The organism is Micromonospora sp. DH13, from assembly GCF_020873825.1.
Taxonomy (GTDB): domain Bacteria; phylum Actinomycetota; class Actinomycetes; order Mycobacteriales; family Micromonosporaceae; genus Micromonospora; species Micromonospora haikouensis.
In genome coordinates this window covers 53,957-69,630 of the sequence record NZ_JAHWGR010000031.1, presented here as the reverse complement: position 1 = coordinate 69,630, position 15,674 = coordinate 53,957, and the positions used below count along the sequence as shown (strand labels likewise).

Sequence of the window (15,674 nt, the reverse complement as noted above, 5' to 3'; positions counted from 1 at the left end):
GCCGCCCGGCCCCGGTCCTGATGCCCCCCGCGCGTGCCGCCGCCCGGCCCGGTCAGACCGATGCCCCCGCGCGTGCCGCCGCCCGGAGAACTCCGTCGAGGCCCTCCTCGAACAGCAGGTCGTCGTCCCACCGGGTGTCGTCGAGATGGCCCGAGGCGTGGAGGGTCGGATAGGTGTCGGCGCGCGCGGCGACGTGCTCGCGGGCGGCGGCCCTCACCCCGGGGTCCGCGTGCTGCCGCCAGGTGGCCTCCGTGAGCGACGCGCCGATGACGTAGTTGGCCAGCATCCGCGTGGCCACCGCGAGCCGCAGCCCGCCACAGCCGCCGCGCACCAGCGCCGCCTGCAGGAACTCGGTGCGGGCCAGGACGTTGGGCCCGAGCATCGGCCGCCCGATCAGCCCCGGCGCCCAGGGATGGCGCAGCATCGCGGCGCGCCAGGCACGGACGAGGACGCGGGCGTCCTGTCGCCAGTCGTCGGTCACCTCGGGGATCGGCACGTCGCCGAAGACCCCGTCGACGGCCAGGTCCAGGACGTCGTCCTTCGTCTTCACGTGCCAGTACAAGGCGGTGGCCGTCACGTCGAGCCGCTGGGCGAGGCGGCGCATCGTCAGGCCCTCGATGCCGTCGGCGTCGAGCAGGGTCACCGCCGCGCCCACGATGCGGTCGAGGGTCAGCGGCGGCTTCCGCCGGGCGCGCGCCGGCTCGGCGCGCAGCCAGACGGGCGGCGGCGTGGTGGTCATGGAGTTCATTCTAGTACGGTGGACAGGCGACTTAACGTTGGTAAGTTGGGCTCGGAATCGGGGAGGGGGCGGCGTCATGCCTCTGCTGCGGGTCCACCTCGACAGCGACCGGGTCACCGCCCGACGCATCCTGCAACTGCACCAGGAGGGCAAGACCCACCACGAGTCGCGGGAAGCGGCGCGGGACGCGGTGTGGCGGCAGGGCCGCACCCCGGCCGGCGAACCGGTCTTCGTCGGCATCACGAACGGCCGCCGCAACGTGCAGTTGCTCTACGACGTCGAGGTCTACGTCGATACTGCGCCTTGAGCACCCGCCCAGCCGGCAGACTTACGTCCGCGTCTGCAGTCTGGGCCTCCTCGGTTGCGTCGGGACGGTTGGTCGTTGCACCGTCAGCCCCGCCCGCAGGACGAATACCTCCCGTCGGGCCACCGCCTCGCCGTTGGCATCGAGCTGGTAGCCGTCGAGCCAGATCCAGTGGTCGTAGGTCACCAGGTCGTGCCGGACCTTGATCAGGCGAAACACCATCGGCTTCGTGAACTGGACGCTGCACGCGGCGGTGATGTGGAGGACATCGCCGGCTCTCAGCTCGATCATCGGCGAGGGCCGTAACGTCGCCATGCCCTGATCCGGTTCCGGGCCACCTCGACCAGAGAACAGCCGCCGCTTGGGCGGCAGACTGGACACCGTCGGTGCTTGTGCCAGTCGAGGGTGCGCCAGGCGTCCAGGATCAGCGGGGGCATCCGACGCCCGATCATGATCGATCACCGGGCCGATACCCTGCGCTGGTCGGGACGCGGCGTTTGGCCCGGCATGGCAGCTCTGAGCCGCATCGGCAGACCCGCCGCCACCTGATCCAGGACCACACCGGCCGATGCCGTCGGGCGAGGGTTAGAGCTGCGGCCAACAGGTATTCGTCAGAGCGGACCATCGGCACCTCACAACCTACGTTACTGGGTGTACCTGGTGCACCAACGATACCCCGTGTCGCCCGTCGTAGTGCCTTACGTGTTCCCTTGCGTGGGGAGGGCATCGGATGGCTGAGCCGCTGTACCAACAAATCGCCGACGACATCACGCGCCAGATCGAGGCTGGCGTGCTGAAGCCCGGCGACCGCCTACCCAGCACCCGCCAACTGTGCGAACAGTACGAGGTGAGCGAGACGGTCATCCGGTTCGTGATGATCCAACTCAAGGCGCGGGACCTCGTCTACGGGCAGCCCGGCCGAGGTGTCTACGTCAAACCCCCGGCAGCGTAGATCCAACCGGGAGCGGCAGGCAGGCCATGCCGCCAACGGGTCAACACCTGCACCTCACGGTGGGCAGGAGGACGCGCTGCGCGGGGCACCGCCGACGCACGCGAGATCGATGAGGACGAAACGCGCTGGCGCCTTGCTCACCACCTGGCACGACCGCCATGGCGGCTGCCGATGACCGCCGCCGACCTACGCCGAGACGGCGAGCCGATGCACCCAACAGCGACATCAACGACAGGTGCGACGGGCAGTTCATCATCACCCACACCGGCCGCCTGTCCAACCCGATCCAACCGCTCCATCAAAGCGGGGGAACTCACCCTGGGGCGGGCCTGCTCCACGAGGTGTGGGACGACGGCGACGGATGGCAAGAGGGGGTTCTCTGCGCGCTACCACTTTAGGCGGCTGTTCCGGCGAACAGCATCACCTTGGTAGCATCCGCCAATGCTGACGGAAATTCTAGCGGCTTACGCAGCCGTCGTTTCCACAAGTGCGCTTGCCGTATCGTGGCTCACCTATCGATCAGGTAATCCTCGGCTTTCAGGAGATGCGACTCTTGTTGAGGACGACAAAGGGGAGTACGGCCTGTGGGTTGATATCCGCAATCGAGGCAGAAGCGTAGCGTTCGTTAGAGCCATGAACTTACAGAAGCATGGCTACAGAAAGCGTCGCCGAGAAGCCGTTGTCATTTGGGGGCTATACGCAAGGGATGCAACTTATCCGCTGAAAATCGAGGCCCATTCGGGCGACCGTTTCCATTTCAGGCCGCGAGGGGATTTCGCGATAAAGTGGTCTGATTTGCGAAGATGGGACCCGGCGCTTGTCAAGGTTGAAATGACGAACGGCAAAAGTATACTAATTCCCCTAAAGTTCTCAAAGATATCTATAGGCGAAATAACGCATCATTCGTCCGATGGAGAGGAGGCTGACTAGCCGGACAGTTCTATGTCAGCAGACACGGTCTTCCTCCCCACCGTTGGCCCTGCCCGACGGGTACGGAGGAGCCCGGCCGGGCAGGGACACCGCCGCATTGGGACGAGTTCGGTCTCTACGACCAGCACAGCGGGATGGCCGCACCGCACCAAGCTTGGTCTACAGGCCTCCAGATACATAGAAAAATCGAAGCCGTTGGTGTCGAGACTTCAAACGCTAGTCCCATGGAGTCCAACCCCGACGCCGGCATCGGCCACGGCGCGCCGCTGCCGCCCTACCGCCAAGTGGCCGGCATCCTCGCGGCCCGGATTCGTCGCAGTGACTCGCAGCCCCAACCGGGCCATCCCGTCCGAGTCCCAGCTTGCCCAGGAGTACGGCCTTGCCCGCGCGACCATGCGACGGCGCCAACGCCGTGCTGGTCAACCAAGGCGCGCTGTTCGTGGTGCCCCAACGCGGGACGTTCGTCAAGCCTGAGAACCAATAGCCCTCGAGCAGAATCGGGCCATCGCCAGGCCGTCAAATGTCGGCCAATGTTAACCAACGACGGCCATCGGCACCTGAAAATCTCACCAGCTCGAAGCCCCGATCAAGGCGCCGAGCTGATGGGCGACGGACGAGTCGACCTGTACGCCGGATTCTGTGCCCGGCGCGTACCCCTCGCGGGGTTCCGCGCCAGCGGCGGCCATCCATCTAGGCCTGCCGTCGCCGGCAGGCTCCAGCGGCCTACCCGCAGACATCGGGCGGGCAGCCCTCAGGCGTCTGCGCAGGTCGTCATCTTGCGGTGACGGCCCATTTTGGCCTTGCTCCGGGTGGGGTTTACCGAGCCATCCCGGTCACCCGGGATGCTGGTGGGCTCTTACCCCACCGTTTCACCCTTACCGTCCCCGTTGGGGGCCGGCGGTCTGTTTTCTGTGGCACTGTCCCGCGGGTCGCCCCGGGTTGCCGTTAGCAACCACCCTGCCCTGTGGAGTCCGGACGTTCCTCGGCGACGGGCACCTGGCCCGCCGACGCGACCGCCCGGTCGACTCGTCCGTCGCTCCCCCATCCTAACGACGCGATCTCCCGGGCTATTGCCGGCCCGGTCCGTCGCAGCGGCCGAACGCGGTCAGCTCACCGCAGGTGGGCAGCAGGAGGTTCTGCGCCCATTGGACGGCTCCCAGCAGGGCACCGTACCCGAGGACCACGAGGGAGCCGGTCAGCGCGAACAGCCAGCCCGTCCGGGGCGGGTGCAGGGGGCCCACCGCAGCCAGGGACGTGCTTACCAACTTCAGGAACAGCAGGTTCAGCAGCGGTACGACGACACCGAGGGCAGCCAGCCGCCGCGCCCGGTTCCGTCGCGGCCGGTCGTGGAGGAGACCGCCGAGCGCCCAGAGGTCTCTCGTGACGACGACCGGTGCCAGGACCACCGAGACGAAGAGCACCACCGACGCCCAGGCCCGGAGTGGTCCTCGGCCCCGGGCACCTGCCCGCAAGGTCCCCTCGATCTGCCTCGTCGTCTTTGCCAGCCGGTGCCAGGAGCCGGCGACGAGCCAGGGCAGGAACGCGGGAACCACGACCTCCAGTGCGCTGGCCACCGCGTTCTCCACGTAGTAGAACGGCCGGATCACCACGACGTTGAGGACGAACGGCACCAGGATCGCGGCGAGCACGGGCAGGGCCGCGACCTCCGGCACGGCCCGGCCCTCGACGTGCCGGCCGCCGGCGACCCGCACCACGAACGGAGGGTTCGCCCCGACAGCGCCCGTGCCCCCGCCGAGGGGTGCGGCGATGTTCCGGCCGCGCCTGCACGTGTCGAGCCACCGGGCCCGCAGCGCGGCGGCCGCGAGGAACCAGCTCGACACGGTGAGCGGGTAGAGGAAGCCCGCCTCGAAGCGCGCGTAGCCGACGGCGATGCACAGCAGGAGGATCGGCGGCCCGGCCAGGATGATCAGGTCCACCGGCCATTCGGCTGGCGGCCGGGCACCGACGGCGCGGAACACGGCGCGCTCCCGCGCGTACGCCCCGACCGACTTGTCGACGAACCATCCGGTCGCGGTGTCCCGTACGCCAAACTCGGCCTGGTCGGCGAGACACAGCAGTTGGCGTTTGAGGCGGAAGGCCGGAACCAGCATCCGCGTCGTCACGTAGACCACGAAGACCGCGGCGGCCAATGCCACGAATCCTGTCAGGACCGACATGTCCATGCTGCGGTCGACGACGTCCACGAGGGTGGCGGGGCTCCCGCTCACGGTCTTCGCGGCGAGGCCGAGCGTCTCGCGGGCGAGGTCCGTGTCGACCTGCTCGAACTCGGCCGCGTGGACGGCGACGATCCAGGCGAGGGTGTCCTCGAACTCCTCCGACTTCGAGACCAGCACCTGTGCGATCACCAGGGCCGCCATCCCGTACGCCAGGACGGCCACCAACTGGCTGGGGATGCGCAGCGAGCGTCGGTAGGCGGCGCAGAGGTCGCGGTCCCGCTGCATGGCGTCGTCCAGCGTGCCCAGTGCCTCCCGGGCGTTGTAGCCGCGCACCAGTGCGCCTAGGCTGCGGTCGATGTGCCGGCTGAGGTAGAAGCGGGTCAGGAGCGTGGAGCGGGGCAGCCGCAGGGACCACCAGGCGCACGGACGGCTCCGCGTCCACACCAGCGGGCCCAGTTCGTCGGCCGCCGCGCGGGCCCGGTCGTAGGCGCGCACCAGTTCGCGTACGGAGGCGGGGTCGTCGCACGTCTCGTCCGTGGTCACGACCCTCTCCCCACCCGGTTGGACGGCCGGCTACCCGGCGGGGTGATCGTCAAACCTGGGTCTCGCCGGTGAACGGCGACACCATGTCGGCGACGTGGCGGGGTCCGGGGCGCTGGGATACCGCCATGTCGCCGACATGCAGATGATCTAGGGGGAAGGCCGAGCGGGGCGGGGCAAGGGCAGCCGCCCGGGGGCGGGGCGGGGGCGGGGCGGCCGGGCGGGCTAGCCTCGGCGGCGTGGAACTCTCCGACGCCGCGCTGCTGGTCACCGCCGGTCTCGCCGCGGGCACGGTCAACGCGGTGGCCGGCGGCGGCTCGCTGATCACCTTCCCGGCCATGATCGCGGCGGGGCTGCCGCCGGTGCCGGCGAACGTGAGCAACTCCGTGGCGGTGTTCCCCGGGTACGTCGCGAGCGTGGCGGGCAGCCGCACGGACCTGCCGCGCGGCCGGGCGCTGTGGGCGCTGCTGCCGACCACGGTGGTGGGCACGATCGTCGGGTGCCTGCTGTTGCTGGGCACCCCGGCGCGGGCGTTCGAGCTGGTGGTGCCGTTCCTGGTGCTCGGGGCCACCGCCGTGCTCGCGTTCCAGGATCCGCTGCGCCGCCTCGTCGGGCATCCGGCCGAGTTGGGGCCGCGCCGCCGTACCGTCACCGTGCAGGCCATGGTCGCGGTCGGCGCGGTGTACGGCGGCTATTTCGGCGCGGCCCTGGGGGTGATGCTGGTGGCCGGTCTGGCGCTGGTGCTGGACGCGACGCTGGCCCGGGTGTCGGCGGTGAAGAACCTGCTCTCGGCGACGGTGGGGCTGACCACGCTGGTGGTGTTCGCGCTCTTCGGCCCGGTGAACTGGGCGGCCGTCGCGGTGGTGGCCCCGGCGACCCTGGTCGGCGGGTACGTCGGCGCGCGGCTGGTGCGCCGGCTGCCGCCGGTGGTGCTGAAGACGCTGATCGTGGCGTTCGGCACGGCCATCGGCCTTTACCTGCTGTGGCGCGCGATGCGCTGAGCGGCACCGCGCGCGAGCCGGCTCAGTACGCCTCGCCGACCGGCTCCTCCGGGGCGTGCTCGTTGCGCGCGGCGGCCCGGTTCCAGCGGGCCCAGAGCACCCGTTCGCCGTGGCCGGCGGCCATCCGGTGGGCGGTGGCGAGGTAGACCAGCGCGCCGGCGGCGAGGACGCCGAGGCCGACCCAGAAGGGCAGGGCCGGCCCGTGCTCGGCGAGCTTGCCGGAGATGATCGGGGCGGGCGCGGCGGCGCCCCAGCGGACCAGGTTGAACGCGCCGGTGGCGACCCGGCGGTCGGCGGCGCCGAGGCCGAGGGCCAGGTCGGTGAGGTTGGCGTTGGCCAGGCCCATGAACAGGCCGGCGACGACGAGCACGACCAGCGACGTGGCGGTGCCGGTCGAGGTGGCGAAGAGGACCATGCAGGCCAGCAGGCCGGCGACGGCCACGCCGACGGTCTGCACCGCGCCGATGCGGTGGGCGAGCCGGTGGCCGACCACGAGGATGCCGGCGGCGAGGCCGAGGCCCCAGCCGGTGAACGCGAGGCCGAGCGGGATGACGTCGAGGCCGAGGAAGAGCGGCGTGTAGCCGAGCACGACGAAGAAGACGAAGTTGTAGGCGGCGGTGACGGCGCACAGGGCCACGAACGCGGGCCGGCGGTAGGTGGCGAAGATCGCGCCGAGGCGTACCCGAGGTTGGGGGTTTGCCGGCTCGCGGAGCCGGCGGGACGCGACGGCGAGCGCGAGGACCATGAAGATCCCGCAGACGAAGAACGGCAGTCGCCAGCTCACCTCGCCGAGCAGGCCGCCGAGCAGCGGGCCGACGGCGAAGCCGAGGCCGAGCGCGGTCTCGAAGAGGCCGACCACCCACTCGCGGTCGTTGGCGAGGTTGACCAGCACCACCATGGCGGTGGCGAAGAACATGGCGTTGCCCAGCCCCCACACGCCGCGCAGCACCGACAGTTGCACGATGTCGTTGCTGAACGAGGCGCCGATGGCGGCGAGGCCGACCACGGAGACGCCGGTGATCAGCACGGGCTTGAAGCCGAACCGGCCGCTGGCCAGGGTCGCGGGGATCATGCCCAGGGCCATGACCGCGATGTACGCGGTGAACAGCAGCTCGACCTGCCAGGCGGTGACGCCGATGGCCTCGCCGATGGCGGGCAGGATGGGGTCGACGACGGCGATGCCGGCGATGGCGAGGAAGGCCACCAGCGTGGTGGCGTAGATGGCACTGCGGTGGGGTTCGTTGCGCCGGTCCACTCCGCCTCCCAGATAGCTGTATCGTACAGTTAGTTTCCCTGTATCCTACAGCTATGAGCGAAGACGGCACTGCGGAAGGCACTGCGGAAGAGGTCACACTCGGGAGGATCGAGACCGAGGTGGCGCTCCTCATGCGACTCGGCGAGGCGACCCGGCGCGCCACCGGCACGGCCGAGCACCGGGTGCTGGACCGCGCGGCGTACGTGATCCTGCGGCACCTCGACAGCGCCGGCCCGCAGAACGTCTCGGCGCTCGCCGCCCGGCTCAACCTGGACGGCTCCACCGTCACCCGGCAGGTCTCCGCCATGCAGCGCGACGGGCTGATCGCCCGCGCCCCCGACCCGAGCGACGGCCGGGGCACGGTGGTCTCCCCCACCCCGGCCGGGCTGCAGCGCATGGCCGCCGTCCGGGCGGCCCGCACCCGGCTCTACGGCGACATCCTCGCCGACTGGGCCCCGGCCGACCGCGACACCCTGGCCCACCTGCTGCACCGGCTCAACGAGGCGCTGGAGACCCGCAGCCGCCGCTGACCGGCGCGCCGGGCCGCCGCCGAGCGCCCGCGCTCCGCTCCCCCGCTGCGGCGGGCGCGCGCCTGGCGGCGGCCTTGTTAGCAGGGGCCCCCTGTACAACAAAATGCGTTAACAGGGGGCCCTTCCTTACGCCACCGGTTCCGGGGCGGCGTCGGCGTCGCGGGCCGGGCCCGGGGTGACGCGCGGGTCGCCCTCGTCGGCGAAGTAGTCGTCCGGCGTGGTGCCGTCGCGGCCCGCGTCCACCTTCGCCGCCCGCAGGACCAGGGTCACCAGGGCGGCGACCAGCAGATTCACCAGCACCGCCACGATCCCGACGTAGATCGTCTTCTTCGTGTCGAAGCCGAAGTCGCTCAGCGGGAACGCCGAGCCGCCGAAGTGGGCGCGCTTCGTCGCCGGGTTGGGGATCTGGTAGAGCATCCACATGCCCAGCCCCATGCCGGCCGCCCAGCCGGCGATCAGCGCGCCCCGGTGGAACCAGCGGGTGTAGAGGCCCAGCGCCACCGCCGGCAGCGTCTGGAGGATGATCACGCCGCCGATGAGCTGCAGGTCGATGGAGAACTGCGGGTCGAGGAAGACGATGCAGGCCACCGCGCCGACCTTCACCACCAGCGAGGTGATCTTCGAGACGTTCGCCTCCTGGGCCGGGCTGGCGTCCCGCTTGAGGTACTCCTTGTAGATGTTGCGGGTGAACAGGTTCGCCGCCGCGATCGACATGATCGCCGCCGGCACCAGCGCCCCGATGCCGATGGCCGCGTACGCGACCCCGGCGAACCAGTCCGGGAACTGCTGGTCGAACAGCACCGGCACGACGGTGTTCGCGTCCGCGCTGCCGGGCGTCGACCCGGGCAGCGGCTTCACCCCCGCCGCGATGGCCATGTAGCCGAGCAGCGCGATCAGCCCGAGGACCAGGCTGTACGCGGGCAGCGCCGACATGTTCCGCTTGATCACGTCCCGGTTCCGGCTGGCCAGCACGCCGGTGATGCTGTGCGGGTAGAGGAACAACGCCAGCGCCGAGCCGAACGCCAGGGTGACGTACTGGAGCTGGTTGTTGGCGTTGAGCAGGATCCCGTCGTTGGGGTTCTGCGCCGTGGCCTGGAACTTCGCCTCGGCGGCGTCGAAGATCGAGCCCCAGCCGCCCAGCTTCTGCGGCAGCCACAGCACCGCCACCAGGATCACCACGTAGATCAGTGTGTCCTTGACGAATGCGATCAGCGCGGGCGCGCGCAGCCCCGACTGGTACGTGTACGCGGCCAGGATCGCGAACGCGATGATGATCGGCAGGTGCCGCGCGAGGGCGCTCTCGCCGGTCACCCCCATGGTCTTGAGCACCGCCTCGATGCCGACGAGCTGCAGCGCGATGTACGGCATGGTGGCGACGATGCCGGTGATCGCGACGACCAGCGCCAGCACCGGCGAGTCGAAACGGCTGCGGACGAAGTCGGCGGGGGTGACGAAGCCGTGCCGGTGCGACACCGACCAGAGCCGGCACAGCACCAGGAACACCATCGGGTAGATCACGATCGTGTACGGCACCGCGAAGAAGCCCATCGCGCCCGCGCCGAAGACCAGCGCCGGCACCGCCACGAACGTGTACGCCGTGTAGAGGTCACCGCCGACGAGGAACCAGGTGATCCAGCCGCCGAAGCTGCGCCCGCCCAGCCCCCACTCGTCGAGGTGGGCCATGTCCCTCGGCGCCCGCCACCGGGCCGCCACGAAACCCATGGCACTGACCAGCAGGAACAGCACCGTGAAGACGATGATCTCGGTCAGATGGTCGCGCCACATCACCGGTCACCCCGCTTCTTGGTCAGCTGGTAGACGAGCGTGGTGGTGGCCACGCCGAGCAGGATGTAGGCCAGTTGCAGCCAGTAGAAGCGCGGAAACCCGAACACGCGCGGCGCGTCGGCGTTGAAGAACACCGGGATCAGCGGCACCACGATCGGGACGAACAGCAACCAGTTCCAGGGGCTGTGGTCCTTCGCCCTGGACGACGCCGAGCCGGGTTCCTCCGGTTCGGATGCGGTCATACGACACACCTCCGGTGGTCTTGTCTCCCCATGACGGCCGGACGTTACGACCCGGTGACGGGCGTCACGTTCAACCGACGCGGGGCGGTGCGCCGAGCGGGCCGCCGGATGCGCCGAACGGCATGTCCGTCGATGTCTCCCCGGTCGTGGGCAGACGAAGGAGCGGCCGTCCCCGTGGGGACGGCCGCTCCTTCGCGGTGGGTCAGAGCGCGGCGAGGTGGGCGGTGTCGTTGACCGAGCGCACCGCGACGCCGCCGTCGGACCACCGGTCCAGCACCGAGATGCCGGCCGCGTCGAGGTAGAGCCGGTGCAGGAACGCGTCGTCGGCGGCGAGGGCCTCGCGCAGCACCAGCTTGATCGGCGAGACGTGCGAGACCACCACCACGGTCTCCCCGGGGTACGCCTCGACCAGCGCGTCCGTGGCCCGGGTCACCCGGGCGGCGACCTCGGTGAACGACTCCCCGTCGGGCGGGGCGACCCGGGTCGAGGCGAGCCAGGCGTCCAGCTCGCCCTGCCAGCCGGCGCGCACCTCGGCGAAGGTGCGCCCCTCCCACGCCCCGAAGTCGCACTCGATCAGGTCGTCGTCGGTGCGGAGCGGCACGGTGCCGCGCAGCGCCCCGGCGATCGCCCGCGCGGTGGCCGTACACCGGGACAACGGCGAGCTGACCACGGCCGCGGCGGTCGGGGCGAGGGCGGCCACCCGGGCGGCCGTGGCCCGCACCTGGGCGCGGCCCCGGGCGGACAGCGGCACGTCGCCGCGGCCGGAGTAGCGGCGCTGCTCGGTGAACTCGGTCTCGCCGTGGCGGACCAGGATCAGCCGGGTCGCGGTGTCGCTGGGGCGCGGCTCCCAGGAGGCGGGGGCGGTCGCCGGGTCGGTGCCGGCCCGCTTCGTGGCGGCGCGGGCGGCGGCCTCCCGGGCGAGGGCGCGGGCGGGCGAGTCCGGTGCGGCAACCTCGCGGGGCGGCTCGGCGGCGGGCCGGGCCGCCCCGCCCGCGTCGGCCTTCCGGGCCTTCCCGCCGGTGGCCGCCGCGTCCATCGCGGCGTTGGCCAGGGCGTCGGCGTGCCGGTTGCGCTCCCGGGGGATCCACTGGAACCGCACCGCCGCGAACCGGCCGACCAGCTCCGCGGCCTGCGCGGCGAGCGGGCGCAGCCCCGGGTGCTTGATCTGCCAGCGGCCGCACATCTGCTCGACCACCAGCTTGGAGTCCATCCGGGCGTCGACCTCGGCCGCGCCCAGCTCGGCGGCGGCCTCCAGGCCGGCGATCAGGCCCCGGTATTCGGCGACGTTGTTGGTGGCCGTGCCGATGGCCTCGGAGCGTTCGGCGAGCACCTCGCCGCTGGCCGCGTCCCGGACCACCGCGCCGTAGCCGGCCGGGCCGGGGTTGCCCCGGGACCCGCCGTCGGCCTCGACGACGACCGCGCGCACCGCCATCCGGTTACAGCCCCGACTCGTTGGTGCGGACCATGATGCGGCGACACTCCTCGCAGCGCACCACGTCGTCCGGCGCGGCCTTGCGGATGCGGGCCATGTCCGCGCCGTAGAGCTCCAGCCGGCAGCCGCCGCAGCGCCCGCCGGTGAGCAGGGCCGCGCCGAGCCCGGTGTCGGCGCGGATCTTGTCGTAGAGGGTGACCAGCTCCGCCGGGAGGTCACCGGCGAGGGGCTGGCGGGACTGCCGCTTGAACTCCTCCTCCTTGGCGATCTCGGCGAGGGCGTCGTCGCGACGCCGCTCGGCCGCCGCCCGCCGCTCGCGCGCGTCGGCGGCCCGCCGCTCGATCCCGTCGAGTACGCCCTGGGCGGTCTCCCGCTGCTCCATCAGCTCCAGCTCGGCGTCCTCCAGGTCGCTCTGCCGGCGGTTGAGGGAGACCAGCTCGTGCTGGAGCGCCTCCAGCTCCCGGGCCGGTCCGCTCCCGGAGGCCAGCCGCGCCTCGTCCTTGCTCTTGCGGGCCCGGACCTGCTCGACGTCCTTCTCGATGCGGGCGATGTCGCGGTCCAGGTCGTCGACGGCGACCTGGGCGCGGACCCGCTCGTCCTCCAGCGCGGACAGCTCCCGGGCGAGGGTCTCCAGCTCGGCCAGCTCGGGCAGGGTGCGGCGGCGGTGGGCGAGCTGGGCGAGGGTGGTGTCGATCGCCTGGAGGTCGAGCAGGCGGCGCTGGACCTTCGGGTCAGCCTTCACGTCGGGGCTCCTTGTCGTCCGCGGCGGGGGCGGGGTCGGCGGGGTCGGCGGCGGGTCCCGGGGCGGTGCCGCCGGGCACGGTGCGGGTGGCTGCCGGGGTGGCAGCCGTGGGGGCGGCGGCGTGCACCGTCCACGGGTCGGTGTCCAGGTCGGACACGATGGTCTCGACGCCCAGCTCGGCCCGCAGGGCGGCGGCCAGGTCGTCGAGCCAGGGCCGCTCGGTCGCCCAGTGGGCGGCGTCCAGCAGGGCGGGGCCGCCGGCGGCGAGGTGCTCGCCGGCGGGATGGTGGCGCAGGTCGGAGGTCAGGTAGGCGTCGACGCCGGCCGCGGTCGCCGCGCCGAGGAACGCGTCGCCCGAGCCGCCGCTGACCGCGAGGGTACGAACCATACGCCCGGGATCGCCGGCGGCGCGAACGCCCCAGGCGGTGGCGGGCAGCACGGCGGCGGCGTGCCGGGTCAGCTCGGCGAGGGTCATGGGCCGGGGCAGCTCGCCGATGCGGCCGATGCCCCGCCCCGCGCCCGCGGCCGGCGAGCCGGGGGCCGGCGGGTGCAGGGGGCGCAGGCCGGTCAGCCCGAAGCGGGCCGCGAGGGCGTCGGAGACCCCCGGGTCGGCCACGTCGGCGTTGGTGTGCGCCACGTACAGCGCCACGTCGGCCTTGATTAGGTCGTGGACGATGCGCCCCTTGAACGTCGTCGGGGCGACGGAGGAGACCCCGCGCAGCAGCAGCGGATGGTGGGCGACGATCATGTCGGCACCGGCGGCGAGGGCCTCGGCGACCGTCTCGGGGACCACGTCGACGACGCAGGACACCCGCCGCACCCGGGCGGTGGGCTCGCCGAGCACCAGCCCCACCCGGTCCCAGTCCTCGGCCCAGGTCGTCGGGTAGCGGCGCGCGAGCGCCGCCACCACGTCGGCCACGGTCGTCGGCTGCGGCGGTGTCGCGGTTGTGCTCACGGCGGGCCAGCTTACCGGCGTCGGCCGCGCGTCACGGCCTCGGCGGTGGACAGGGGCCCCTCGGCTCACGGAATCCGCTGACAAGGGGCCCCTGCTTCCCGGCTGGGCTCAGGCGGCCGGGCTCACCGGGCAGCGCAGGCCGCGTACGGCCGCCAGGACGGCGGCCCAGGGGAACGTGTGCAGGTGGTGCTCGCCGGTGCCGGGCGGGTGCAGCGGGAGGACGTGGTCGCCGAAGAGCACGTCGACCCCCCACTCGGCCAGTCGGGCCAGGCTGGCCCGGAAGGCCGGGTGCCCGGCCATCGCGACGTTGGTGAACGGCACCGCCACGATCGGCACCCCCTTGCCCTGTCCCTCGACCAGCAGGCCGAGGGCGAGGGTGTCGGTGATCCCGGCGGCCCACTTGTTGACCGTGTTGGACGTCGCCGGGCAGACGACCATCGCGTCGGCCGGGGGCAGCACGTCCGGGTCGCCCGGGAACTTGTAGCGGCTGCGGACCGGATGACCGGTCTGTCGGGCCAGCGCCGGCCGGTCGACGAACTTCGCGCCGTCCGGCGTGGTGACCACGCACACGTCCCAGCCGTCCTGCTGGGCCAGGTCCACGAGCCGGCCGACGTGGCTGGCCAGCGGCGACCCGCAGGCGATGACGTAGAGCACCTCGCGGCGCTCGCTGCTGCGGTGCGGGTCGGTGATCCCGACCCCCGCCGCGCTCATACTCCCACTCCCATGTGCTCAGCCAACTCCGCGATCAGCGAAGGCGGCGCACCCCTTGTGCGACGCAGGACGTCCGACATCACCTCGTGGGCGATGGGGCGGCAGCGGATCTCCGAGGGGGCGAGCCGGTCGCCGCGCAGCAGCATCTCCCCGGCGTTGGCCACGTCGCCGATCTGGGCGAAGCCCCGGGCCAGGTCGAGCAGGTGGTGGGCGCGGCGCTCGGGCAGCAGGGTGTTGAACATCGGCTCGGCGATGCGCTGGCGGTGGACCTCCACCGCCCGCCCCCCGTCGCCCAGCTCGACGGCCGCGGCGGCCCGGTGCAGCTCCACGTTGGTCGGGCCGAACGACGTCCAGTAGTGGTTCTGGTCGCTGCCGAGCTGCAGGGCCGCCTCGTGGGCGCCGTTGACCAGGTCGTCGACGGTCGCGGTGTCGCCGAGCCGGGCGGCGGCCATCGCGCCCTGCAGCAGCAGCAGCCCGTAGACGGAGAGCCGCCCCGGGTCGCTGTCGTTGTCGCCGCCGGGGGCGAGCCGGTTGGCGATGGTGAGGTTGAGCTCCAGCGCGGGGCGGGGCCGGCCCATCGCGACCATCGCGTTGCACACCCGGGTGGTGGCGATGCCGGCCAGCAGCGGGTCGTCGGCCCGCTGGGCGACGGCCATCGACCGGTCGGCGGCCAGCCAGGCCAGGTCGCACTCGCCGAGCTTGCGCAGCACCGAGGAGGCGATCTGGTAGACCTGGCCGAGCAGGTGGGCCGCCTCCCGGGAGTGGTCGCCGTCGTGGCCGGCGTCGGCGGCCTGGGCGTCGCGCAGCAGCTTCGGCAGCGCCCGGGTCAGCATCCCGTAGCGGCCGTACTGGTAGGTGAGCCAGGCGTGGTTGACCGCCTTGCGCATGTCCATCAGGGGCGGCGGGAACGGGGCCGCGTCGAAGTAGGCGCTCATCGAGTCGTACCGCTCCAGGGCCGCCCGGATCTCCTGGACCTCGACCTGGTCGATGCAGTTGAGCGCGTCGGCGCGGCGTTCCGGGTCCTTGCCCAGCAGCAGCTGCACGTCGACTTCGAGGATGTATGCGATCTCGTAGAGGACGGAGAACTTGTCGAGCCGGCGCACCCCGCGCTCGACCTTGTCCACCCAGCTCTTGGACTTGCCGAGCCGGTCGGCGAAGACCTGTTGGGACAGCTTGCGCCGCCCGCGCCAGTAGGCCACCCGCCGGCCAATGGGTAACTCGTCCATCTCCCCATCCCTCCCCTGCCGGGGCCCGACCGGCCACCGGCGGCCGCCTGCGCGGGTGGCGCGGCAGTCCGTTCGTTCTCAGGTTTTCGCTGGTCGCACAGCCTGTACGTCGGCCGTACGGGTGACCCTCATAGCTTTCGTGCAAGTTGCACC

The 15,674-nt window shown here is 71.9% G+C and carries 16 protein-coding genes, 1 other RNA gene and 1 pseudogene; 6 read left to right on the top strand and 12 right to left on the bottom strand.

Annotated elements, in window-relative coordinates:
- Window positions 1–52 precede the first annotated feature (52 nt).
- On the bottom strand, window positions 53–739 hold the full coding sequence (locus LPA42_RS25545; protein ID WP_077938924.1) for a TetR/AcrR family transcriptional regulator: 687 nt from the start codon (window positions 737–739) through the stop codon (window positions 53–55).
- A 76-nt stretch (window positions 740–815) separates the two neighbouring features.
- Here LPA42_RS25545 and LPA42_RS25540 point away from each other — a divergent pair, with 76 nt between their 5' ends.
- Window positions 816–1,046, top strand: a complete 231-nt coding sequence (locus LPA42_RS25540; protein WP_077938923.1) for a hypothetical protein — start codon at window positions 816–818, stop codon at window positions 1,044–1,046.
- Between the two features lie 21 nt (window positions 1,047–1,067).
- On the opposite strand, the gene LPA42_RS25535 is transcribed toward LPA42_RS25540, so the two are convergent.
- Complete coding sequence (locus tag LPA42_RS25535) at window positions 1,068–1,424, bottom strand: hypothetical protein (protein ID WP_228986911.1); 357 nt, start codon at window positions 1,422–1,424, stop codon at window positions 1,068–1,070.
- Window positions 1,425–1,773: 349 nt separating this feature from the next.
- On the opposite strand from LPA42_RS25535, the gene LPA42_RS25530 reads away from it, so the two are divergent.
- The 3 genes and pseudogenes from LPA42_RS25530 to LPA42_RS34580 all read left to right on the top strand — a co-directional run bounded on the left by LPA42_RS25530 (window position 1,774) and on the right by LPA42_RS34580 (window position 3,409).
- Window positions 1,774–1,995 (top strand): winged helix-turn-helix domain-containing protein, encoded by a 222-nt coding sequence (locus tag LPA42_RS25530; protein WP_077938922.1) that lies wholly within the window; start codon window positions 1,774–1,776, stop codon window positions 1,993–1,995.
- Between the two features lie 441 nt (window positions 1,996–2,436).
- Complete coding sequence (locus tag LPA42_RS25525) at window positions 2,437–2,925, top strand: hypothetical protein (RefSeq protein ID WP_144082714.1); 489 nt, start codon at window positions 2,437–2,439, stop codon at window positions 2,923–2,925.
- Between the two features lie 224 nt (window positions 2,926–3,149).
- Window positions 3,150–3,409: pseudogene (locus tag LPA42_RS34580) on the top strand (GntR family transcriptional regulator).
- Window positions 3,410–3,535: 126 nt separating this feature from the next.
- Here LPA42_RS34580 and rnpB read toward each other — a convergent pair.
- An RNA gene (gene rnpB / locus LPA42_RS25520) (RNase P RNA component class A) lies at window positions 3,536–3,954 on the bottom strand.
- Between the two features lie 38 nt (window positions 3,955–3,992).
- Window positions 3,993–5,645 carry a hypothetical protein gene (locus LPA42_RS25515; protein WP_077938921.1) on the bottom strand — a complete coding sequence of 551 codons (1,653 nt, stop codon included), beginning with the start codon at window positions 5,643–5,645 and terminating at the stop codon, window positions 3,993–3,995.
- Between the two features lie 236 nt (window positions 5,646–5,881).
- Between LPA42_RS25515 and LPA42_RS25510 the strand changes: the two genes are divergently transcribed.
- Complete coding sequence (locus LPA42_RS25510) at window positions 5,882–6,643, top strand: sulfite exporter TauE/SafE family protein (protein WP_077938920.1); 762 nt, start codon at window positions 5,882–5,884, stop codon at window positions 6,641–6,643.
- A 22-nt stretch (window positions 6,644–6,665) separates the two neighbouring features.
- Here LPA42_RS25510 and LPA42_RS25505 read toward each other — a convergent pair whose 3' ends face one another.
- Window positions 6,666–7,898, bottom strand: coding sequence for an MFS transporter (locus tag LPA42_RS25505; protein WP_077938919.1), 1,233 nt, complete (start codon window positions 7,896–7,898; stop codon window positions 6,666–6,668).
- Between the two features lie 53 nt (window positions 7,899–7,951).
- On the opposite strand from LPA42_RS25505, the gene LPA42_RS25500 reads away from it, so the two are divergent.
- Window positions 7,952–8,428, top strand: coding sequence for a MarR family winged helix-turn-helix transcriptional regulator (locus tag LPA42_RS25500; protein WP_077938918.1), 477 nt, complete (start codon window positions 7,952–7,954; stop codon window positions 8,426–8,428).
- Between the two features lie 126 nt (window positions 8,429–8,554).
- Here the strand turns inward: LPA42_RS25500 and mctP are convergent, their stop codons facing one another.
- The 7 genes from mctP to LPA42_RS25465 form a co-directional block, all read right to left on the bottom strand.
- On the bottom strand, window positions 8,555–10,213 hold the full coding sequence (mctP, locus tag LPA42_RS25495; protein WP_077938917.1) for a monocarboxylate uptake permease MctP: 1,659 nt from the start codon (window positions 10,211–10,213) through the stop codon (window positions 8,555–8,557).
- Window positions 10,213–10,455, bottom strand: a complete 243-nt coding sequence (locus LPA42_RS25490) for a DUF3311 domain-containing protein (protein WP_077938916.1) — start codon at window positions 10,453–10,455, stop codon at window positions 10,213–10,215. The genes mctP and LPA42_RS25490 overlap by 1 nt, the downstream gene beginning before the upstream one ends.
- A 202-nt stretch (window positions 10,456–10,657) precedes the next feature.
- Window positions 10,658–11,887 (bottom strand): bifunctional RNase H/acid phosphatase, encoded by a 1,230-nt coding sequence (locus LPA42_RS25485; RefSeq protein WP_077938915.1) that lies wholly within the window; start codon window positions 11,885–11,887, stop codon window positions 10,658–10,660.
- A 4-nt stretch (window positions 11,888–11,891) separates the two neighbouring features.
- Window positions 11,892–12,629 (bottom strand): zinc ribbon domain-containing protein, encoded by a 738-nt coding sequence (locus LPA42_RS25480; protein WP_077938914.1) that lies wholly within the window; start codon window positions 12,627–12,629, stop codon window positions 11,892–11,894.
- Window positions 12,619–13,584: a Nif3-like dinuclear metal center hexameric protein gene (locus LPA42_RS25475; protein WP_228986910.1), complete on the bottom strand. Its 966-nt coding sequence runs from the start codon at window positions 13,582–13,584 to the stop codon at window positions 12,619–12,621. Before LPA42_RS25475 ends, LPA42_RS25480 begins: the two co-directional genes overlap by 11 nt.
- Window positions 13,585–13,692: 108 nt before the next feature.
- Entirely contained in the window at window positions 13,693–14,295 is a 603-nt protein-coding gene (locus LPA42_RS25470; protein WP_077938912.1) for a flavoprotein, read from the bottom strand.
- On the bottom strand, window positions 14,292–15,521 hold the full coding sequence (locus tag LPA42_RS25465) for a helix-turn-helix domain-containing protein (protein WP_077938911.1): 1,230 nt from the start codon (window positions 15,519–15,521) through the stop codon (window positions 14,292–14,294). The genes LPA42_RS25470 and LPA42_RS25465 overlap by 4 nt, the downstream gene beginning before the upstream one ends.
- Between the last annotated feature and the right edge of the window lie 153 nt (window positions 15,522–15,674).

Coding starts and splice junctions, on each gene's coding strand:
- LPA42_RS25545 (WP_077938924.1), bottom strand. CDS start 739: ATGACCACCACGCCGCCGCCCGTCTGGCTGCGCGCCGAGCCGGCGCGC.
- LPA42_RS25540 (WP_077938923.1), top strand. CDS start 816: ATGCCTCTGCTGCGGGTCCACCTCGACAGCGACCGGGTCACCGCCCGA.
- LPA42_RS25530 (WP_077938922.1), top strand. CDS start 1,774: ATGGCTGAGCCGCTGTACCAACAAATCGCCGACGACATCACGCGCCAG.
- LPA42_RS25525 (WP_144082714.1), top strand. CDS start 2,437: ATGCTGACGGAAATTCTAGCGGCTTACGCAGCCGTCGTTTCCACAAGT.
- LPA42_RS25500 (WP_077938918.1), top strand. CDS start 7,952: ATGAGCGAAGACGGCACTGCGGAAGGCACTGCGGAAGAGGTCACACTC.
- mctP (WP_077938917.1), bottom strand. CDS start 10,213: ATGTGGCGCGACCATCTGACCGAGATCATCGTCTTCACGGTGCTGTTC.
- LPA42_RS25490 (WP_077938916.1), bottom strand. CDS start 10,455: ATGACCGCATCCGAACCGGAGGAACCCGGCTCGGCGTCGTCCAGGGCG.
- LPA42_RS25485 (WP_077938915.1), bottom strand. CDS start 11,887: ATGGCGGTGCGCGCGGTCGTCGTCGAGGCCGACGGCGGGTCCCGGGGC.
- LPA42_RS25470 (WP_077938912.1), bottom strand. CDS start 14,295: ATGAGCGCGGCGGGGGTCGGGATCACCGACCCGCACCGCAGCAGCGAG.
- LPA42_RS25465 (WP_077938911.1), bottom strand. CDS start 15,521: ATGGACGAGTTACCCATTGGCCGGCGGGTGGCCTACTGGCGCGGGCGG.